The 19063-nt window shown below is 71.1% G+C and carries 17 protein-coding genes; 8 read left to right on the top strand and 9 right to left on the bottom strand.

Annotation, left to right across the window (positions count from 1 at the left end; all coding sequences use genetic code 11):
* Window positions 1–2 precede the first annotated feature (2 nt).
* Complete coding sequence (locus tag ABZ857_RS37495) at window positions 3–2288, top strand: penicillin acylase family protein (RefSeq protein WP_357053378.1); 2286 nt, start codon at window positions 3–5, stop codon at window positions 2286–2288.
* A gap of 111 nt (window positions 2289–2399) precedes the next feature.
* Window positions 2400–2717, top strand: coding sequence for a response regulator transcription factor (locus ABZ857_RS37490; protein WP_357053375.1), 318 nt, complete (start codon window positions 2400–2402; stop codon window positions 2715–2717).
* Here the strand turns inward: ABZ857_RS37490 and lat are convergent.
* From lat to ABZ857_RS37475, 3 genes are all read right to left on the bottom strand, one after another.
* Window positions 2631–3911, bottom strand: coding sequence for an L-lysine 6-transaminase (gene lat, locus ABZ857_RS37485; protein WP_357053372.1), 1281 nt, complete (start codon window positions 3909–3911; stop codon window positions 2631–2633). The genes ABZ857_RS37490 and lat overlap by 87 nt on opposite strands.
* A gap of 98 nt (window positions 3912–4009) precedes the next feature.
* The gene (locus tag ABZ857_RS37480) at window positions 4010–5353 is read right to left on the bottom strand and encodes an APC family permease (RefSeq protein ID WP_357053369.1); all 1344 of its coding nucleotides are present in this window, start codon (window positions 5351–5353) and stop codon (window positions 4010–4012) included.
* Window positions 5350–6987 (bottom strand): amidohydrolase, encoded by a 1638-nt coding sequence (locus tag ABZ857_RS37475; RefSeq protein ID WP_357053366.1) that lies wholly within the window; start codon window positions 6985–6987, stop codon window positions 5350–5352. Before ABZ857_RS37475 ends, ABZ857_RS37480 begins: the two co-directional genes overlap by 4 nt.
* A gap of 87 nt (window positions 6988–7074) precedes the next feature.
* On the opposite strand from ABZ857_RS37475, the gene ABZ857_RS37470 reads away from it, so the two are divergent.
* The 3 genes from ABZ857_RS37470 (at window position 7075) to ABZ857_RS37460 (ending at window position 9611) form a co-directional block, all read left to right on the top strand.
* Window positions 7075–7731, top strand: a complete 657-nt coding sequence (locus ABZ857_RS37470; protein ID WP_357053363.1) for a TetR/AcrR family transcriptional regulator C-terminal domain-containing protein — start codon at window positions 7075–7077, stop codon at window positions 7729–7731.
* 81 nt (window positions 7732–7812) lie between these two features.
* The gene (locus ABZ857_RS37465; protein ID WP_357053360.1) at window positions 7813–9168 is read left to right on the top strand and encodes a transaminase; all 1356 of its coding nucleotides are present in this window, start codon (window positions 7813–7815) and stop codon (window positions 9166–9168) included.
* Window positions 9165–9611 carry an Lrp/AsnC family transcriptional regulator gene (locus tag ABZ857_RS37460; protein WP_030511648.1) on the top strand — a complete coding sequence of 149 codons (447 nt, stop codon included), beginning with the start codon at window positions 9165–9167 and terminating at the stop codon, window positions 9609–9611. The genes ABZ857_RS37465 and ABZ857_RS37460 overlap by 4 nt, the downstream gene beginning before the upstream one ends.
* 5 nt (window positions 9612–9616) lie before the next feature.
* Here ABZ857_RS37460 and ABZ857_RS37455 read toward each other — a convergent pair whose 3' ends face one another.
* Window positions 9617–11272 (bottom strand): penicillin-binding transpeptidase domain-containing protein, encoded by a 1656-nt coding sequence (locus ABZ857_RS37455; RefSeq protein WP_357053357.1) that lies wholly within the window; start codon window positions 11270–11272, stop codon window positions 9617–9619.
* Between the two features lie 32 nt (window positions 11273–11304).
* Between ABZ857_RS37455 and ABZ857_RS37450 the strand changes: the two genes are divergently transcribed.
* Window positions 11305–12147 carry a fused MFS/spermidine synthase gene (locus ABZ857_RS37450; RefSeq protein WP_357053354.1) on the top strand — a complete coding sequence of 281 codons (843 nt, stop codon included), beginning with the start codon at window positions 11305–11307 and terminating at the stop codon, window positions 12145–12147.
* Window positions 12148–12377: 230 nt separating this feature from the next.
* Here ABZ857_RS37450 and ABZ857_RS37445 read toward each other — a convergent pair whose 3' ends face one another.
* The 3 genes from ABZ857_RS37445 to ABZ857_RS37435 form a co-directional block, all read right to left on the bottom strand.
* Window positions 12378–14474, bottom strand: coding sequence for a DUF222 domain-containing protein (locus tag ABZ857_RS37445; protein ID WP_357053450.1), 2097 nt, complete (start codon window positions 14472–14474; stop codon window positions 12378–12380).
* The gene (locus tag ABZ857_RS37440) at window positions 14474–14719 is read right to left on the bottom strand and encodes a hypothetical protein (RefSeq protein WP_357053456.1); all 246 of its coding nucleotides are present in this window, start codon (window positions 14717–14719) and stop codon (window positions 14474–14476) included. The genes ABZ857_RS37445 and ABZ857_RS37440 overlap by 1 nt, the downstream gene beginning before the upstream one ends.
* 368 nt (window positions 14720–15087) lie before the next feature.
* The gene (locus ABZ857_RS37435; RefSeq protein ID WP_357053351.1) at window positions 15088–15492 is read right to left on the bottom strand and encodes a MarR family winged helix-turn-helix transcriptional regulator; all 405 of its coding nucleotides are present in this window, start codon (window positions 15490–15492) and stop codon (window positions 15088–15090) included.
* 123 nt (window positions 15493–15615) lie between these two features.
* On the opposite strand from ABZ857_RS37435, the gene ABZ857_RS37430 reads away from it, so the two are divergent.
* Entirely contained in the window at window positions 15616–16479 is an 864-nt protein-coding gene (locus ABZ857_RS37430; protein ID WP_357053348.1) for a nitroreductase/quinone reductase family protein, read from the top strand.
* Window positions 16480–16486: 7 nt separating this feature from the next.
* On the opposite strand, the gene ABZ857_RS37425 is transcribed toward ABZ857_RS37430, so the two are convergent.
* A complete protein-coding gene (locus ABZ857_RS37425) occupies window positions 16487–16759 on the bottom strand; it encodes a 4a-hydroxytetrahydrobiopterin dehydratase (RefSeq protein ID WP_357053345.1) in 273 nt (90 codons plus the stop codon).
* A 47-nt stretch (window positions 16760–16806) separates the two neighbouring features.
* On the opposite strand from ABZ857_RS37425, the gene ABZ857_RS37420 reads away from it, so the two are divergent.
* On the top strand, window positions 16807–17472 hold the full coding sequence (locus ABZ857_RS37420; protein ID WP_357053342.1) for a class II aldolase/adducin family protein: 666 nt from the start codon (window positions 16807–16809) through the stop codon (window positions 17470–17472).
* A gap of 4 nt (window positions 17473–17476) precedes the next feature.
* Here ABZ857_RS37420 and ABZ857_RS37415 read toward each other — a convergent pair whose 3' ends face one another.
* Entirely contained in the window at window positions 17477–19051 is a 1575-nt protein-coding gene (locus ABZ857_RS37415) for a DUF885 domain-containing protein (RefSeq protein WP_357053340.1), read from the bottom strand.
* Between the last annotated feature and the right edge of the window lie 12 nt (window positions 19052–19063).

The raw sequence follows: 19063 nt of genomic DNA, 5'->3' as shown, positions 1-19063 counted from the left end.
CGATGAAGATCAGGCCACTGGCGATCGCGCTGGCCTTACTCGCCCCCGCCGTCGCGGCAGCGCCTGCGACGGCGGCCGGCGGGAGTTACTCGGCCACGATCCGGCGCACCGAGTACGGCATCCCGCACATCACCGCCAAGGACTACGGCGGCCTCGGATTCGGGTACGGCTACGCCTTCGCCCAGGACAACCTGTGCACGCTGGCCTCCTGGGTGGTGACGCTGCGCGGCGAACGCTCCCGCTACTTCGGCCCGAAGGCCGAGTCCGACGACCCGGTCAGACCGGTCGCCAACCTCGCCAGCGACGTCTACTACAAGAGCGTCGCCGACTCCGGCGTCGTACGGCGGCTGCTGGCCCGGCCCGCGCCGGTCGGCCCGAGCGACGACCTGCGCCGCCTGGTGGACGGCTACGTCGCCGGATACAACCGCTACCTCGATGACACCGGCGTGGCGAACCTGCCCGACCCCACCTGCCGGGGCAAGGCGTGGGTCGGCCCGATCACCGCCGACGACATGTGGAACAACCTGCTCGACCTCAGCCGGATGGTCTCGAGCTCCAGCCTGAAGGAGGCCATCACCGGAATCGCCGAACGCGAGGCCGAGGGACCGGAGCCCAAGCCCGCCGCGGGCAGCAACGCCTGGGCGCTGGGCCGTCAGGCCACGCGCGGGGGCGGCGGCATGGTGCTGGCCGACCCGCACTTCCCCTGGCAGGGGATCCGCCGCTTCTACCAGGTCCAGCTCACCATCCCCGGCGTGCTCGACGTCTCCGGCGGCAGCCTGTACGGCACGCCGGTCGTCCAGATCGGTCACAACGCCAGGGTCGCCTGGACTCACACCGTCTCCCACGCCCAGCGCTTCACCGTCTACCGGCTGAAGCTCGCGGACGGCCACAGCTACATGGTGGACGGCCGTGCGGAGCCGATGGGCGAGCAGGAGGTGGAGGTCACCCTGCCGGACGGCACCGTCTCCGGCCACACGCTCCTCACCTCCCGCTACGGCCCGGTGCTCGCGGTCGGCCACACCGACGAGGCCGCGTACGCGCTGGCCGACGCCAACGCCGCCAACCTGCGGGCGGCCGACGAGTGGCTGGCGATGGCCAGGGCGGGCGGCCTCGACGAGCTGCGCGCGGCCCAGCGGACCCACCAGGGGATGCCGTTCGTCCACACCCTCGCCACCGACGCGAGCGGGACCGCCTACTTCGCCGACACCTCGGTCGTCCCCCACGTCACCGACGCCGAGGCGAAGCGCTGCGCGGCGTCCTCTCCCGGGCCCTCGCCGGTTCAGGGCCTCGACGCGTACGTGCTGGACGGCTCGACCTCCGCGTGCCTGTGGGGCAGGGACGGCGACGCCGTCGTGCCGGGCATCTTCGGACCGGGCAACCAGCCGCGGCTGGTCCGCGCCGACTACGTGGCCAACTCCAACAACACCTACTGGATGACGAACCCGGCGAAGCCGCTCACCGGCTATCCCAAGGCGTACGGCGAGACGGGCACCGACCTGGAGCCGCGCCCCCGGGTCAGCCTCGACATGATCGCCCGGCGGCTGTCCGGCGCCGACGGGCTCGGCGCGCCCGGCTTCACGCTGGAGACGCTGCAGGCCACGGTGCGCGGCAAGCGCAACCTCACCTTCGAGCTGATGCGCGACGACCTGCTCAAGCTGTGCCGCTCCCGCCCCGAGCTCCGCGACGCCTGCCGGACGCTGGGGAAGTGGGACGGGCGGGCCACCCTCGACGGTGAGGGCGCCGTCCTGTGGCGCGAGTTCTTCACCCGGCTGGGCCGTCCCACCAAGCCGGGAGAGCCGGTCTTCAGCCCGTGGCGGGTGCCGTTCGACCCCGCGCGCCCGCTGACCACCCCGAGCGGGCTGAAGATCGACGACCCGGGCGTACGGCAGGCCCTCGCCGACGCGGTGCTCTTCTTCCGGTCCAACCGGATCCCCCTGACGCTCACCCCCGGGCAGGCCCAGAGCTACTCCTCGATCCCGATTCCCGGCTGCACCGAAGGGGAGGGCTGCTTCGACCGGGTGCGCACGGGCGGACCGCTGGGCACGGACGGGCGCTACCCGGAGGTGAACACCGGATCCAGCTTCATGATGGCCGTCGAGCTCACCCCCGGCGGCCCCCGCACGCGGACCGTCCTCACCTACTCCCTGTCCGCCAACCCCGCGTCGCCGCACCACACCGACCAGACGGCGCTGTTCTCGCGCGGCGGGTGGGTGACCGAGCGCTTCACCGAGGCGGAGATCGCCGCCGATCCGCACCTCGAGACCGTCACGGTCCATGAAGGGCATTGACCCGGTCAAGTCAGTCCACTTTTCCCCAAAGGTGGACGTTGCGGGTTATGCTGCCTCACAACCGCCGTGCGGGGGCCTCGGCGATCTCTGATCGTCTTCCACGGAGGCCGGATGAGAATCGACGACCGCACAATGGGGCTGAGCAAGCGGGAAGCCGAGGTCATGGAGCTGATCGCGACCGGTCACTCCAATGGCGAGATCGCGCGGCTGCTGTTCCTGAGCGAGAAGACCGTGAAGAACCACGTCAACCGCATCTACGCGAAGCTGGGCGTGGACTCGAGGATGACGGCCATCTGCCGCTGGCGCGGCGAACCCCCGCCCCCGCCCCCGCCCCCGCCGCCGTCAGCCCCGATCCCCGCCGAGGACGGCACGCAGACCGGCCAGCCCGTACTCAAGCTCGTCGGGCTGGACGGACAAGGCAGGGCGTAGCCGTACGGACCGCTCGCCGCAGCGCAGGACCAGGATCGCGTGCTCCTCCCGGAGCCGGGTGACCAGCCCGCCGGGGTCCGGAACGTCGAAGGCGCACATCAGCCCACGCCCGCGCGCGTTGGCGACCAGGCCCTCGCTCTCCAGACCCTGGAGGGCGCCCAGCAGCTTCTCGCCCAGGATGGCCGCCCTCGGGATCAGGCCGTCCCGTTCGATGATCTCCAGCATCCGGCGGGAGCGCACCATGTCGACCAGGCCGCCGCCCCAGGTGGAGTTGATCCTGCCGCTGACCCGGAACACGTTGTCGGGCACGAGGCCCACCCTGCGGCCCGCCATGATGCCGCCGACCTGGACCTTCTTCGCGAAGGCCACGATGTCGGGGGCCAGGCCGAGCTGCTGGTACGCCCAGGGGGTGCCGGTCAGGCCGACGCCGGTCTGCACCTCGTCCAGGACGAACAGGGCCTCGTACTCGTGGCAGAGCGCCTGCATCGCCTGGAGGAACTCGGGGCGCATGTGGTTGTCGCCGCCCTCGCCCTGGATCGGCTCGGCGACGAAGCAGGCGATGTCGTGGCGGAACCGCTCGAACGCCTCCCTGGCCTGCGCCAGCGCCCGCTCCTCCGCCCGCTCGACGTCCCCGAAGTGGATGGCGGGGACGTCGACGCGCGGCCAGCAGAACCGGGGGAACCTGTCGGTCTTGACGGGGTCGGTGTTGGTGAGCGAGAGCGTGTAGCCGCCGCGGCCGTGGAAGGCCCGGGTGAGGTGGAGGACGCGGGTGCCGAGGCCGGGGTGGCGGCCGTGGGCCTCATTCCAGCGGCTCTTCCAGTCGAAGGCGCACTTGAGCGCGTTCTCCACGGCCGCCGACCCGCCCTCGACGAAGAACAGGTGCGGCAGCTCGGGGTCGCCGAGCACCCGCCGGAACGTCTCCACGAACTCGGCGAGGTGGACGGTGTACATGTCGGAGTTGGCCGGCTTGTTGGCGGCCACCCGGCCGAGCAGTGCGACGAACTCCGGGTCGTCGGCGAACGGGTTCGCCCCGAGCGGCGACGACGCGAAGAACGTGTAGAAGTCCAGATACCTCCGGCCGTCCCGGGCGTCGACCAGCCAGGATCCGGCGCTCCTGTCCAGGTCGAGCACGAGACGGTAGCCGTCGACGAGCAGGTGCCGTGCGAGGGCGTCGTGCACGGTGGTGGGGTCCATTTCGCCTCCGCGTCATGCTAGGAAACGAGATGATTCCCTCATATCTGGGCGTCTATGTGAATGGTTTCCGCTCAGATAGCACCTGAAGAGGACATTTTTCAGGCCGCAAGGGTAGGTTCGGCCTCCGAGAAGCTCATCACCGGCGGCCTGCGGGTGAACATCCTCGTCAGCGCGAGGAGGTAGACGAAGCCCACCGCCATCCAGATCAGGCCGACGGTGAACGTGACGCCCGAGAGGCTGGTCCACAGCCAGATCGTCAACGCGAAGCCCACCAGCGGGACCAGGCCGTACCGGACCAGGTCGCCGGCCGACCGGCGCCCCTCGTCGAACAGGTAGTGCTTGACGACCGTGAGATTGACCATGGAGAAGGCGATGAGCGCGCCGAAGTTGACCATGACCACGGCGTTGTCCAGGCTGATGAACAGCGCGACGAGCGAGACCGCCGACACCACGGCCGTGGCGACGACCGGGGTGCGGAAACGCGGGTGCAGCCGGGCGAAGGCCGCGCGGGGCAGCACGCCGTCGCGGCCCATCGAGTAGAGGATGCGCGAGACGCTCGCCTGGGTGGTCATCGCGGATCCGAAGGCGCCGACCACGTAGATCCCGACGAAGATCGTCTCGAACGCCGCGCCGCCGAGCGCGGACATGATGTCCACACCGGCCGTGTCCGCGTTGGCGAAGTCGTCGTACCCGGGGTGGACGAGGCTGCCCATCCAGGCGACCAGGACGAACAGCAGGCCGCCGATGAGCGTGGTGAGCACGATGGCGCGGGGGATCGCCCGGCGGGGCTCCTTCGCCTCCTCCGACAGGGTCGAGACGGCGTCGAACCCGAGGAAGCTCAGCGCCAGGATCGCCGCGCCCGCGAACACGCTCGACCCCGGCGTGAAGGGGGCGAAGGGCGACGGCGCGGGGTGACCGGCCAGGTGTTTCAGCGACAGCGCGGCGAACACCACGATCAGCACCACCGACAGCCCCACGACCAGGACGTTGACCCGGTTCATCACCGTGATGCCGACGACGTTGAGCACGAGCACGAGCAGCAGCGCCGCCAGGGTGAAGATCCACTGAGGCACCTCGGGGAACTGGCTGTTCAGGTAGATCCCGATGAGCAGGAAGTTGATCATCGGGAGGAACAGGTAGTCCAGCATCAGCGTCCACCCGGTCATGAAGCCGATGTGGCCGCCGAAGGTCTGCTGGGTGTAGGTGTAGGCGGACCCGGCGGTGGGGTACGCCCTGGCCATCCTGCCGTAGCTGAACGCCGTGAACAGCATGACCACGAGGGCGACCACGTAGGCCGCCGGCAGGTGGCCCTCGGTGACCTGGGTGACGGCGCCGTACGTGGTGAAGACGGCGACGGGGGCGAGGTAGGTCAGGCCGAACAAGGTCAGGCCCGGTACGCCCAGAACGCGCTTCAATCCGGAGCCGGCGGCGGAATCGGTCATACGCCACTCCTGTGGGCTGGGAGGTATGTTCTCGTGCCGGCCGTCCACGTGCCGAGGACGACCGTCAGGTCTGCGATCTCGTGGGGGTCCAGCCGCCGGACGTCGCGGTCCAGCCAGACCAGGTCGGCCGCCTTGCCGGGGGCCAGGGTGCCGCGCTCGTCCTCGGCGAACGCCTGGTGGGCGACCCCCGCGGTGTACGCCGACAGCGACTCCTCGATGCCGATGCGCTCCTCGGGCAGCCAGCCGCCGGACGGCTCACGCTCGGCGTTCTCCCGCGTCACCGCTACCGGCAGCCCGGCCAGCGGGCGGTGGTCGCTCACCGGCCAGTCACTGCCGAAGGATACGTGCACTCCGGCGCGCAGCAGCGAGCCGATGAGGTACTGCCGCCGGGCCCGATCCGGCCCGATCCTGGGGAAGGTCAGCTTCGTCATCGGGGGATCGGTGCGCGCCCACAGGGGCTGGAGGTTGGCGATCACGCCGAGCCGGGCGAACCGCGGCAGGTCCTCCTCCGCGAGCACCTGGACGTGGGCGATCACCGGCCTGCGGTCGCGCGGGCCGTTCACCCGCGTCACGTGCTCGATCGCGTCGAGCGCGGTGCGGATGCCCGCGTCGCCGATCGCGTGCAGGTGCGCCTGCAGGCCCATCGCGTCCACCGCCGTCAGGGCCTCGAGCAGCTCGCCGTACGGCCAGACGGGCATGCCGCGGGTGCAGGGATCGTCGCTGTACGGCGCCAGCAGCGACGCCGTGCGGTTCTCCAGGATGCCGTCCACGAAGAACTTCACCGTGTCGGCCGTCAGCCTGTCGTCCCCGAGCATTCGCACCCGCTCCCGGTCGGCGGCGAACTCGGCGAGCTGCTCGCGCCACCGCACCGGATCGGCGCGGAAGGCGAGGTTGACCCGGGTGGCCAGCAGCCCGCGGCGGGCCGCCTCCAGGTAGGCCTCGACCGTGCCGTGCTCCACCCACGCGTCCTGGATCCAGGTGACCCCGGCCGCGGCGTACGCCTCGGTGGCGGCGGCGAGCGCGGTGACGAGGTCCTCGGTGGTGCGGGCGGGGGCGGCGGCGAGGACGGCGTCCACCGCGTCCCACTCCATCATGGTTCCGAGCAGCTCGCCGTCGGGGCGGCGGGCGAACCGGCCACGGGGCGTGTCGGGCGTCGACGCGTCCAGGCCGGCCCGCCGCATGGCCTCGGAGTTGCACCACAACGTGTGGTAGTCCCAGGCGCGCAGCGCGACCGGCCGGTCGGGCACGGCCTCGTCCAGCCATCGGGCGTCGAACAGGCCGTCCGGGACGATCGTGGCGTCGTAGCCGCCGCCGATGATCCATTCGGTTTCCGGATGGGCGGCGGCGTGGCGGCGCACCTCCTCGACGATCTCCTCGACCGTGCCGAGCCCCCTGACCTCCGGGCCCATCGCCTCGAACCCGGCGTGGTCGGGATGGCAGTGGCCGTCGCCGAAGGCCGGTAACAGCATCCCGCCGCGTAGGTCTACCCGCTGATCATGGGTTCCCGCCAGGGCGGCGGCTCCGAGTGCCTCGATCCGGCCGTCCCGTACGGACAGGGCGTCGGTGGTCGTGCCGGTGCCCGTCCAGACGACGCCGCCGTGAAAGAGGGTGCGGTGGAAGAGGGTGCGCGACATGGGCGTCCCCAATAAATCGAATGACGTTCGTTTAGTGGGATGAGGATAGGTTGTCGGCGGGCAAAGCGGAAGGGGGCTGCGGGCCGAATGCGGCGGCGGGCGGGACGGCCGGCGAAGCCGGTGCTGAGCAGGGAGGCCATCGCGCGGGCCGCGCTGGCTCTCATCGACGACGCCGGCGCCGAGGGGTTCTCCATGGCGGCCCTCGCCGAACGGCTGGGGGTGCGGCCGTCCTCGCTCTACAACCACGTGGCCGGCAAGGACGACATCCTGGCGGCGGTCCGCGAGATCGTCTCCGACGCCATCGACGCCTCGATGTTCGCCGAGCTGCCCTGGGACGAGGCGCTGGTGCTGTGGGCCCACGGCTACCGGGACGCGTTCGCCGCGCACCCGCCCGCGATCTCGCTGCTGGCCACGCTGCCGATCACCGGAGCCCTGCGCACGCTGCGGATGTACGAGGAGGTCGTCGCCGGTCTGCGGCGCGGCGGCTGGCCCGAGGCGATGGTCATCCCGGTGATGGTGGCCGTGGAGTCCTTCATCCTCGGCTCGGCGCTCGACCTGGTGGCGCCGCCCGACATGTTCGACGCCGGCCCGCTGGCCCCGCAGGTTCCCGTTTTCACCGCCACGGTGCGCGCCCGCGACGACGCCGCGACCTCCAGCGGACGGCCGCCGGCGGACCTGTCCTTCGAGGTCGGGCTGGCCGCGATCGTGGAGGGACTGCGACGGACGCTCGCGGCCCTGGCGTGACGATTCAGACGCGTTTGTGTACCTTTGCTTCAGATTCCGTGGTCTACACGGATTCCAGCGATCTTTTCTGAGGCAGGGATGATGATCGACCGTACTCGCCTGGCCCGGCTCCTCGACCGCGAGCGCGGCGCGTTCCGTGAGCGCAACCCGCGCTCGGCCGCCGCGTACGAGCAGGCGAGAGGCCACCTGTTCGGCGGTGTGCCGATGACGTGGATGAACAAGACGGCCGCGGGCTTCCCGCTCTACCTCGCCGAGGCTCACGGCGCCCGCGTCACCGACCTCGACGGACACGAGTACGTCGACCTCTGCCTCGGCGACACGGGCGCGATGGCGGGGCACTCCCCCCAGGCGACCGTGGAGGCCGTCGCCGACCGGTTCGGCCGCCGGGGCGGCGCCACCGTGATGATGCCGACCGAGGACGCCGCCTGGGTCGGCGCCGAGCTCGGCCGCCGGTTCGGCCTGCCCTACTGGAGCTTCTCGCTGACGGCCACGGACGCCAACCGGTGGGCCATCCGGCTGGCCAGGGCGATCACCGGCAGGCCCAGGATCCTCGTGAACAGCTACTGCTACCACGGCAGCGTCGACGAGGTGCTGATCGTGGTCGGCCCGGACGGCGAGCAGGTGTCCCGCGAGGGCAACGTCGGCGCTCCGGTCGATCCCACCGTCACCTCGCGCGTCGTGGAGTTCAACGACCTGCCCTCGCTTGAGCGCGAACTGGCGTACGGCGACGTCGCGGCGGTCCTCATGGAGCCCGCCCTCACCAACATCGGGATCGTGCTGCCCGAGCCGGGCTACCTGGAGGGCGTCAGGGAGCTGACCCGGCGGTACGGCAGCCTGCTGATCAACGACGAGACGCACACCTTCTCGGCGGGCCCGGGCGGCTGCACGAAGGCCTGGGACCTGCACCCCGACATCGTGACGATCGGCAAGGCGATCGGCGGCGGCATCCCCAGCGGCGGCTACGGCCTGTCCGCCGAGGTCGCCGCGCGCATCGAGGCGATGGACGGACTCGACCTGGTCGACATGGGCGGCGTCGGCGGCACGCTCGCCGGCAACGCCCTGTCGGTCGCCGCGATGCGCGCCACGCTGGAGCACGTGCTCACCGACGACGCGTTCGCCGCCATGACCGAGCTGGCGACCCGCTTCACCAAGGGCGTCCAGGAGGTGATCGACGCGCACCGCCTGCCGTGGTCGGTCACCCAGCTCGGGGCGCGCGCCGAGTATCGCTTCACCAGCCCGGCCCCCCGCAACGGCGGCGAGTCGAACGCGGCCGGCGACCCCGACCTGGACGACTACCTGCACGTCTACCTGGCCAACCGGGGCGTGCTGCTCACGCCGTTCCACAACATGGCGCTGATGTCCCCCGCCACCACCGAGGCCGACGTGGACCTGCACCACGAGGTGTTCGCCGCGGCCGTGGCGGACCTGGTCGCGTGACTCTCGACGAGGTCGACCGGGTCCTGCTGCGCGAGCTGCAGCGGGACGGCCGGGCCTCCTACACCGCCCTCGCCGAGGCAACCGGCCTGTCGGCTCCCGCCGTACGGCAACGGGTGCAGCGGCTGCGCGACGAGGGCGTCGTGCAGATCGTCGGGGTCACCGACCCGATGGCGCTGGGCCTGCCGGTCATGGCGCTGATCGGCGTCCGCGTCGACAGCGACGTGCACGAGGTCGCCGACCGGATCAGCGAGTTGTCCGGCGTGATCTACGTGGTGCTCACGGCGGGCTCGTTCGACCTGTTCGCCGAGGTGGTGTGCCGGGAACCGGCCGAGTTGCTCAGCGTGCTCAACGACCACGTCAAGCGGGTGCCGGGCGTCACCAGAGCCGAGGCGTTCACCTACTTCGGGATCCACACGCACCGGTTCGCCTGGCCCGGCGTCTGAGGGTCCTAAAGGGCTTTCAGGAAGCGGGCGGCGATGGGCACGGCGGCGCTGCGGCCGGTGCCGCCGTGCTCGACGAACACGGCGAAGGCGAGGTCGCCCCGGTAGCCGATGAACCAGGCGTGGTCCTGCCCGCCCTGCCCGTCCTCGGCGGTGCCGGTCTTGCCCGCGACCCCCTGCGGCAGCTCCGACCCGGCGGCGGTCCCGTCGATCGTGACCGCGCTCATCAGCGAGCGCAGCCCCTCGGCCACGTTGGACGGCAGGGGCACGCTCTGCCGCAGCTCGCCCTGCGGCGCCTCGTCCGCCAGCGGGCGGGCCTGCCGCCACTCCCCGCTCTCCACGGCGGCGGCGACCAGCGCCATGCACAGCGGAGTCGCCTCGACCGTGCCCTGTCCGAAGGAGTCCTCGGCGAGCGCGTCGGGGATCTCCGGCCGCTGCAGGCTGCCGCACGTCCACGTGTCACCGCTGTCCCCCTCCGCGCGGAAGCCGAACGCCCTGGCCTGATCGACCAGCGTGTCACCGTTCAACCGCTCGATCGTCAGCCGGGCGAACGTGGTGTTGCACGACAGGGCGAACGCCTGCCGCAGGGTGACCGTCCCGTGGTTCTCGTCCTTGTAGTTGTGGATCGACCGGTGGAAGGGGATCTGGTAGACCGCCGGGCAGTCCACCGGGCTGTCGGGAGACAGCCCGTTGTTGAGCAGCGCCGCCGCCGTGATCGTCTTGAACGTCGAACCGGGAGGGTACTTGAGATCGAACGCCCCCTTGCCGCCCAGCCGGTCCGCGACCGCGAGAACCTCCCCCGTGGACGGCCGCACGGCCACGATGGCGGCCCGTTGCACGCCGTCGAGCGCCCGGGCCGCCGCGGCCTGCACCGCATAGTCGATCGTGGTCCGTACGCCGACCGGCCGCTTCTCCGGCTTGTAGGACAGGACGGTCTTCGCCGGCATGCCCGGATTGTCGACCTCCAGCGCCCATCCCACGGCCACGCCGTTCGTGGGCGCCACCCCCTGGGCCATCAGGTTGTCGAGGTACGCCTCGGCGCCCGAGTTCTGCGGGAACTCCCGCCCTTCCCTCGTCACCGGCCGCAGCGGCCCGGCGTCCGGCTCGGTCCTGACGAGACTTCCACCGGGCTGGATCTCCGGGTGCAGGACGGCCGGCGTCCAGACGACCTTCCAGGTGAGGTCCCGTACGGCCAGGTGCAGGCTGGAGTCGAAGCGCCACTTGCCGGCGTCCTGCTCGTCCCGCTCCTGGGTGAAGGGGATCTCGGCCGTATCGTCCCCGGTGCGTACGAGGTTGCCGACCATGATCCGCAACGACCTCGACAGAGCGGCATCCTCGAACTCCCGGTGCTGGTCGGCGAAGTCGTCCGGGGGATCGTCGACCAGTTCGCGCATGGCGTCGTAGTCGCTCTTGACCCAGGCCTGGAAATAGGCGGCGGCGGTCTCGTCCGGGGAGCCTTCCGGGGAGCTTGCGGGGGACGGCTCAGGAGACGAGTCGGGGCGGAGTTGGAGCGTCTGCGGGCCGGCGGGTGCGGGTGTCCCCCGCGGCGCGGCGACGAAGTCCGAAACCGGCTCCTGCCTGCCGGACACAATGAGTCCGGCAACGCCGAAGACGAAGATGGCCGCGGCGACCATGACGAGGGCGAGCAGGGCCCTGTTCCGCATACGGTTCTCATATCACGTGAAAGGAGCCATAGGTGGCAAGGAGCAAAGAACCGTTGCCAGGCCGCTATCCAGTGACCTTCGGCGAGGTGGAGCTCCTGCGCGACCTCGACCGGCCGGACGGGTGGATGCTCATCAGGGACGGTGTCCCCCAGTCGTACGTGGACCTGACCGATCCCACCTATCTGGACTTCTCATACACGCAGCTCATGGCGAGCGTGATCGACTGCCTGCCCGAGGGCCCGCTCGACGCCGTCCACATCGGTGGCGGGGCCTGCACGGTTCCGCGCTACATCTCCGCACGGCGGCCCGGCTCCCGCCACATCGTCGTGGAGCCGGACGCCGAGCTGGTCCAGCTCGTACGCGACCAGCTCAACCTCAAGTCGGTGCCCCGGCTGAAGGTCCGGGTGATGGACGGCCGCGCGGCGACGGCGGACCTCGGGGACGACTCGGCCGACCTGTTCGTGCTCGACGCGTTCACGGGCGCGACGATGCCGGTCGAGCTGGCGACCGTCCAGTACATGGCGGAGATCGCTCGCGTCCTGCGCCCCTCCGGCACCGCACTGATCAACGTGGCGGACGGTAAGGGCCTGCCCTTCGTGAAACGGGTCGCCTCCACGGTGAGCCGTGTCTTCCCGCACGTCGCGCTGCTGGCCGAGCCCGGCATCCTGCGCGGGCGCAGGTTCGGCAACGTCGTCCTGGCGGCCTCGCCCGGCGACCTGCCGATCGAGGCGCTCACCAGGAAGGCGGCGGGCGGCCTCACCCAGGCTCGATGCCTGGCGGACGAGGACCTGACCCGGCTGGTCGCGGGAGCCGCTCCCATCCGCGACGGCGACGCCATCCTCGCCCCCGTCCCCCCGCCCGGCCTGTTCGACTAGTGCGTTGTCCACAGACCTTGGCGGACCTTGGCGAGGTCGGTCACCACTCCAAGGACCTTGGCCGGGTCCATCCACTCCAAGAACCTTGGCCGTGTCGCTCACTGCGCCGGAAGGAACCTCCGGTCCTCGCGAAGCCCGCTCCGCTGGGCCTTCGCTCCGGTCCTCGCTCCCTTCCGCTCCGCTCCCTCGACCCCGATGAACCTTGTGGACAGCGCACTACAGACCTCGCGTCATCCTGGTCGTCCTTCCCGCAGTCGTCTGGCTCCTGGGAGTCGGTGGTAGGTGAAGGCCCATCGGTCGGTGCCTTCCTTGCGGCGGGTGTAGCGGCCGGGGTGGCGGTAGCGGTCGCGGTTGTGGAACTGGCAGGCGGGGCCGAGCAGTTTCAGGTCGGTCAGGCCGCCGGTGCTCCAGTTGTCGGCGTGGTCGATCTGGCACATCGTGGCGGGCAGTGGGCAGCCGTCGATCCAGCAGGTGGCGTAGCGGGCGAAGATCGCCCGTCGTTGGGCGGGGGTGGCCAGGCGGACTTTGCGGCCCATGTCGAGCACCTGCCCGTCGGCGTCCATGACCAGGCGCACCAGGGCGCTGGTGCGGGCCAGGCGGTGCACGCCGGAGACCGGCAGCATCTGCCCGGTCACCAGCAACAACCCCGGCACCGCCGCACCCAGCGTCCCCAGCACCCCCGGCAGCGTCCCCGCCGTCCCCAGGAGCGCCTCCCGTGACGCCTCCGCTGCCGATCCCGGTGCCGATTTCGGTGGCGTCCCCGGTGACATTCCCTGTGGCGTTCCTGGTGGCGGCTGTCCGCAGCGGATGTCGCCGTGGTCCCCAGGCGTGCCCTGCCCATGCCGACACTCCCCCGCAGGCCGGTGCCCGGCGTGGGTGTGACGCACAGCGGCGTCCTCGGGAGGAGGATCCGGCTGCACTGCCTGCGGAGGCGCTGCCTGCGGAGGCGCTGTGTGCGGAGGCGCTGTGTGCGGAGGCGCTGTGTGCGGAGGCGTGCCACCGCCGCCGGGAAACTCGGCGTCGGCCATCTGGTCAGGACACCCAGGGCCGGTGGCTTCCGCCTCACCAACGACGCTGTCCTCCGCCTCGGCAAGGGCACCGTCGTCCCCCGTCGCGGGGGCCCGGTTCTGCCCCTCGGCACGGGCGCAGTCCTCGCCCTTGACGGGTGCGGTGTCGCCGCCCTCGGCAGAGGCGGTGCTCACGGTGTCGCGCGGCCCGCGCCCACCGGCCCGCTGCTGACCGGCCCCGGAGCCGCCGGCCTCCTCACCGCAGGGGCCGGCGGCAGCAAGGGCGGCACTCTCGGCAGCGGCGTCCACAGCCACACCGGCCCCGGCCTCTGCACTGGCACCGCCAGGGTCGTCGACGCTTCCCGTGTCGCGGGAGGCGCAGTCACCGGTGTCGCGGGGGCCGCTGGCACTGGTGTCTTCGGGGGCACTGGCACCGGTGTCCTCGATATCGCCGCTGTCCTCGATGTCGCCGGTGTCGCGGGGGGCGCAGTCACCGGTGTCGTGGGTATCGCTGGCGTCGTTGTCGCCTGTGTCCTCGGTGTCCTTGATGTCGCCGGGATCGGCGGCGCTTCCCGTGTCGCCGGTATCGCCGGGGGCGCTGGTGTCTGGGCCGCTGGTGTCGGGGTCGCTCGTGTCGTCGGCGTGGGTGCTGTCGGCGGGGGTGGCGTCCTCGGGATCGGCGGGGAGGGACTCGGCGTTGACCAGCACCAGAAGCTCGGCGGCGATCTTCTGCTCCAGCAGCGCGATCAGCGCGTCGGCCTGGCGGACCTGCAACGAACGGTCATCCCCCTCGGCCTTGGGTTTGGCGTAGGCGTCCAGCAGCGCACGCAGCCGGGCGGCCGCCTCACGGGGCAGGTAGAACTCCCCCTCCAGCCCGCCCCCCTTGCCGGGGCGGACCCTCAAAAACCGCCGCCCGTAATCGGCCTGCTCATCACGCTCCTCCCCATCCGGGTCCAGCACCGCACGCAGGTAACGCCCGGCTTTGGCCACCTCCGCCGGGCCCGCCCTGCCCGCCAGCTCCAGCAAAATCGGCTCCACCAGCCCGGCCTGCTCATCGGTCAGGTTGGCGGTGGCGGCGCAGATCGCCTCCACCACCCCCGCGGACAATCTCCCGGCGGCGAACGCCTCCCGCACCCCCGGCAGACGGGCCAACTCCACCCCCAGAGTCAGCAGGCGCCCCGCCCCCGCCACACTCATCCCCCCGGCCGTACGCAACCAACTACGGGTCGAGGCATGCCCATGCCGCCTGGCCTGCCCCGCCCGATGCACCCGCCCCACCCGCTCCGCAAGAGCACACGTGATCCGATCCCGCGCGAACATCAACTCCTCAGCCTCACCCAGGCAGACGTCCACATCCTCCGGCAACGGCGCCAACGCCAGCGCCTGCGCCGACTCGCGAAGAGAACCCACCAGCACCCACGACGACCGGCTCCGGCGATCACCCGCGCCAGCGGAATCCGCAGCGTCGCCCCCAGCAGCACCGTCAGCAGCACCGTCAGCAGCACCGTCGGCAGCACCGCCGTCATCGGCCGCGTCGTCTCCAGCAGCACTGTCGGCTGTGGCACTACCAGACCCGGCACTACCAGACCCGGCATTGGCTGAATCGTCGCGTGGACTCTGTGAGCCCTCCATTCCAACGATCGGAAAAACACCAATGGCGCATTCGTCGCGGGCGAGCGAACCCTCGGACGACCACAAAGGGGAATCGGCGATCAACCGGTCCCACCAGTCGCCGTCGGCATTATTCGAACGACGAGGGTGCTCGGCATCTGACCCGAACAGACCCATCACACCCCCTCAAGCGATTCGAAAATCTGTATGAATTCTTTCACTGCCACGGGCATGCGGCAAGCTCACCAGCCAATAACGTGGAATCACAAGCGAGGCAGGAACCAAAACCGCGATATGAAATTAAATTCGGTCATATAGCGCGTCACTTGGCATCGGCGACGGCGGCTCGCTCGTACGCGCGGAGCGTCTCGACGAACATCCGCCGCTGCTCACCGGTCAGCGGTTCCAGCGCGCTGCGCCAGGCATGGGCGCCACGGGCGAGCCAGCCGTCGACGGCCTCCCGGTTGGCCTCGGCGATGCTCACGATCGTGCGGCGGCGGTCCGCGTCGTCCTCGCGCCGGTCCACGACGCCCTTGCGGCTGAGGTCGCTCACCATGAGGCTCACGGTGGCCGGGGCGACCTCCAGGCGGGCGGCGAGCTCGTTCACCGTGAGCGGGCCGTCGAACAGCAGGTAGGACAGCAGCGACAGGTGCCGCGGCGCCAGGTCGAGCGTCCGGAGCGACTCGGGGACCGGCATGCGCTTGGCCCGCCCTACCAGACGCGGCATCAGTAGCAGGAGGGTCCGGACCCCCTCATCCAGGCTCAGTCCCTCATCCATTGACATATGTTGATCTCCAAAATAGCTTTGCTATCAAAGCAAATGCATTCGAGGTTCAGGAGCCATCGTCGCATGTCCGAATGGAACGACAAGATCATCGAAGAGTTCCGGGCGAACGCCGGCACGGTCGGCGGACCGTTCGAGGGAGCATCGCTGATCCTGCTGACGACCACCGGCGCCAGAACGGGCGCCGCCCGGACGAACCCGGTCGCCTGCCTGCGTGACGGGGACAGAATTCTCGTCTTCGCTTCTTACGCGGGGGCGCCGCGCCACCCGGACTGGTACCACAACCTGCTGGCCGATCCCACGGTGACCGTCGAGGCGGGCGACGGGACGGCGATCGAGACGTTCACCGCCACGGCCGTACCTCTCACGGGCGAGGAGCGCGACCGCATGTACGCCCGCCAGGCCGAGCTGGTCCCGGTCTTCGCCGACTACCAGGCGCGCACCTCCCGCGTCATCCCCGTCGTCGCCCTCTACCGGCGAGATCGCGAGCGGGCCCGGGCGATCGGCGACGAGCTGGTGCGGATCCACGACGGGCTGCGGGCGGAGATGGCCGCGCTGCTGGCCGCGGTCGAGGACGGGCTCGCCGCGGGCACGCCGGTGGACCTGCCGGGTCGTGGCCTGGAGGGGGCGCTGCGGGAGCGCTGCCTGTCCTTCTGCACGGCCTTCCAGGAGCACCACGTCAACGAGAACGAGCGGGGCTTCCCCCTGCTGGAGCGGGCCTTCCCCGGGCTGGCCCCGACCCTCGACCGCCTGCGCGAAGAGCACGTGCGGCTGGCCCGGATCAGGGGGGAGGTGCGTGCGGCGGCCGGCGAGGCGGGCTCCGGCGACCCCGCCGCCGTCAGGGCCAGTCTCACACGCCTGTCGGCCGAGCTGGAGGCGCACTTCGCACGCGAGGAGGAACAGCTCGTCGCCGCACTGAACGCGCTCTAGGACTGCCCTAGGACCCCGGCGGTCCGGCCTCGTGGTCGGCCACGATGGCGTCGATGCGGGCGGCGAGCTTGTAGTCGAGGTCGGTCAGGCCGCCGGCGTCGTGGGTGGTCAGCGCCAGGTGGAGGGTGCGCCATCGGATGTCGATGTCGGGGTGGTGGTTCAGGGCCTCGGCCTGCTCGGCGATGTCGTTCACGATCGCGATGGCCGTACGGAAGTCACGGGCGACCACGGTCCTGAGAATCGTGTCCCCCTCGCGGCGCCATTCGGAAGCCTCGTACATGAAATCAGGACATCACGAAACACCGCCGATTGTGTAGATTCGCCGGGATGAACGAGCGGGTGAACGAGCAGGTGGACGAGCAGGTGAACGAGCTGCGGCGCGAGCTGTGCGAGTACGGCCGGCGGGCGGCGGCCCTCGGCCTGGTGATCGGGACCTCGGGCAACCTGAGCGCCCGGGTGGGCGACCTGGTCGTCGTCACGCCCTCGGGCGTGGCGCTCGACCGGCTGCGCCCGGAGGACTGCCCCGTGGTCGACCTCGAAGGGCGGGTCGTGGAGGGGGAGCGCAAGCCCTCCTCGGAGACGCCGATGCATCTCGCGCTGTACGCGGCGACCGGAGCCCGGGCGGTGGTGCACACCCACTCGGTCTTCGCCACCGTGGTCGCCTCGACCATGACCGAGCTGCCGCCGATCCACTACAACGCCCTGCTCCTCGGCGGCGCCGTCCGGGTGGCGCCGTACGCGACGTACGGCACGCCGGAGCTGGCCCGCAACGTCATCGCCGCGATCGAGGGCAGGCAGGCCGCCCTGATGGCCAGCCACGGCGCGGTGACGATCGGCGGCGGCGATGAAGGCGGCCTGGAGCAGGCGTTCGAGGCGACGCGCCTGCTGGAGTGGCTGTGCGAGGTCTACGTCCGCGCCCTCGGGGTGGGCCGGCCCACGGTGCTCACCGAGGACCAGCTCACCGCCGTCATCGAACGCGCACTCAGCGGCTGAACTCTCAGCCGAGCACGACCTTCCGGGCGAGGCCCAGCGGGAGCCCGCCGGAGCCCGCGATCGTGTCGTGGAAGGTCCGCAGATCGCCTTCGTAGTCCGCCCGGATGCGCTCGATCTCCAGCGCGCCCGTCAGGTAGGAGGGCGCCTGCGTGGGCCAGGCGCAGTAGCGGCTGACCTCCCCGGCGGCGGTGCCCGGCGACAGCGACGCCTTCGTGGTCAGGAACTCCTCCGCCTGCTCGATCGTCATGTCGTCGCAGTGCAGCGCGGTGTCCACCACGATCCGGGCGGCCCGCCAGATGCGGCAGTCGAGGTGGGCGAGCTCGGTCTCGGGCGTGTCGAAGTAGCCCTGCTCGTGCATGAGCTTCTCGACGTAGAGCCCCCAGCCCTCGACGAAGTAGGGCGTACGGAAGATCTTGCGGGCGCGGTGCGGGTTGCCGGCCATCCAGGACAGGTGCCAGTGGTGACCGGGGTACCCCTCGTGCACGCTGATCGAGGGCATCTGCGGGCGCGAGTTGGTCCGCAGCCGCTGCCGCACCTGCTCCTCGGTGAAGCCGTCAGGCGTGTACGGCACGAAGAACACCCCGTCGCGTGAGGACGACAGCGGCGGCGGGGCGAGGTAGCTGGCCACGGCGATGATGGGCCGCTGGAACTCCGGCGAGGGCTCGACCCGGCACACCTCCCCCTCGGGGAAGGTCACCAGCCCGCGCTCAAGGACGAACTGGCGCGCCCGCAGCGTCTCGGCCTCGTACTCGGCGCGCATGGCCTCCAGGGTCGGCGGGTGGTCGTCCATGAGCGACTCCATCGCCTCCCGCCAGCCGGCGGAGCCGAGGCGCGCGGCGACCTCGGTCATCCGCGTGTCCAGCTCGGCCCAGGCCTGGCGGCCCTTCTCGTGCAGCTCGGCGGCGCCGTACCCGAGCATCTCCTGCTCACGCAGCAGCGCGGAGTAGAGCTCCTCGCCCATCCGCCAGGTGCCCCGGGCCTCGAAGCCCTCAAGGAAGCGGACCAGCCCGTCGAACGCGTCGGCGGCGGGCTCGGCGGCCCGCGCCAGCCGCGCCCGCAGCTCCGGGTCGCCGACCAGCGCCGGCAGCGTCTCGGTCAGGAAGCGACGTCCCGTACGGGCCTGGTCGAGGCCGCGCTTGACCAGCAGGTCGGCGGCGAGATCGGAGTCCAGGTTGGCCTGGCAGGCGGCGAGCACGGCGGGCACCTCGGCCAGCCGCGCGACGGCGGCGTCGACCAGCTCGGCCTCCGGCTTGAGGCGCTGCTGGAACGGCGTGAACATCGACCCGAAGATCACCCCGAGATAGGCGGCCGGTTCGCGCCGCCACTCGGGCCAGCGGGCCAGCGCGATCTGCCCGCGAAGATGGGCGGCGACCAGGTCCCTGTCGATCTCGTCCTCGGGACTCTCGGGCGTCGACTCCGACAGCTTGCGCAGCCATTCCTCGGCCGCCCGCTCCCGCGCCGTGAAGGCGGTCGCGCTGAGATCGCCCAGCGTGCGGTCGTATCCGTCGGCCCCCAGAAGGGCCGCCCTGACCGGGTTCTCGGCCAGGTACCAGTCGATGAACTCGTCCACCAGCGTCATAGCGCCCGACTC

This window comes from Microbispora sp. NPDC046933, assembly GCF_040644635.1.
Classification (GTDB): Bacteria; Actinomycetota; Actinomycetes; order Streptosporangiales; family Streptosporangiaceae; genus Microbispora.
The sequence above is the reverse complement of the archived record's forward strand: the minus strand, read 5'-3'. Positions and strand labels throughout refer to the sequence as shown.